At 74.5% G+C, this 1,230-nt stretch carries 1 protein-coding gene; it reads right to left on the minus strand.

Annotation, left to right across the window (positions count from 1 at the left end):
• The coding region (locus tag QR78_RS31550; protein WP_425284309.1) for an AMP-binding protein at positions 1-792 on the minus strand (792 nt) is incomplete at its 3' end.
• Between the last annotated feature and the right edge of the window lie 438 nt (positions 793-1,230).

Raw genomic sequence — 1,230 nt, forward strand, 5'->3', positions numbered from 1 at the left:
CCCCCCGCCCTGCGCCCCGTCCCCGGGAACAAGACCCGCCTGCTCCGGGCCGTCGAGGCGGCGCAGATCCTCGCCACCCTGACCCAGGGCGTGCTCGGGGCCGAGCGGCCCGCCGAGACGATGTGCCGGGTCGCGATGCGCTACTTCCCGCTGCGCTTCGTCGCCGCGGTGGTCCAGGACGACCTGATCGAGGCTGATGACGCCGTCCGGGACGTGCGGACCGAAGGCGGCGACGAAGCGCAGCGGGAAGTAGCGCATCGCGACCCGGCACATCGTCTCGGCGGGCCGCTCGGCCCCGAGCACGCCCTGGGTCAGGATGGCGAGGATCTGCGCCGCCTCGACGGCCTGGAGCAGGCGGTCCTCGTCCCAGGTGACGGGCAGCAGGCAGGGGACGTGGCCGGCCTGCTCGATCGCCAGGAAGGCGAGATGCGCCTCGGCCATGCCGGCCATGCACAGGCCGACGGGGCTCCTCGGCGGCAACCGGAGCTGTTGGAGGCCCTCCGCCAGGCGCGCGACGATCTCGCGGGCGGCGGCATAGGTCCAGGCGATGGCGGGGCGGCCGCACCAATCCGGCTTGCTCGCCTGATCGACGAAGGCGATGCGGGCCGGATGCCGGTCGGCGACGGCGGCAAGCAGCGCGCCGAGGCCCATCGGGGCCGAGGAGGGCGCATGGCCGGGCACATGGCCAGGCACGTGGTCGGGCGCGTCGGGCGCCATGACGCAGGGGAACGACGCGTCGTCTCGTCTCATCATCGCCTGAGCCGCCACCGCCGTCACCCCGTCCGCACTCAAGGCCTGCCGGGCATCCTGAGCCCATCGGGCACGCTGGCCCGAGGGGCATCCCGGCCCACCCGGCATCCTGCCGCCGCATGGTTAAGGCCGCTTTAAGCCGGCCGGCCCCCTCGCGGTCGGCAGCCGTATGGGCTAAGGGGCCCTCGGCCGGCAGCCGGCAGGCCTTGCCTTCGCCTCAATCCGGGGGAAAGCAGGCGCCCCGGAGGCCGGGCGGAGCCCTGCGGTCGCGCTCCGCTGCCGCCGGCGCACCCGTCCCAGCGGGTCCGTGCGCCATCGGCCACCGACGTTCTTGCCGTTCGGCTTTCCTGCCGTTTGAGGGGTCCACTCCTGATGTTCTTCGCGAATCGTCCCGCGCGCCCGCACCAGGTCGCCACCGCTTTCGCCCTGGCCGGCCTCGGGCTCGGTCTCGCGGCCGCCCCGGCGCTCGCCCAGCCGAAG

Origin of the sequence: Methylobacterium indicum (assembly GCF_001043895.1) — a bacterium.
GTDB lineage: Bacteria > Pseudomonadota > Alphaproteobacteria > Rhizobiales > Beijerinckiaceae > Methylobacterium > Methylobacterium indicum.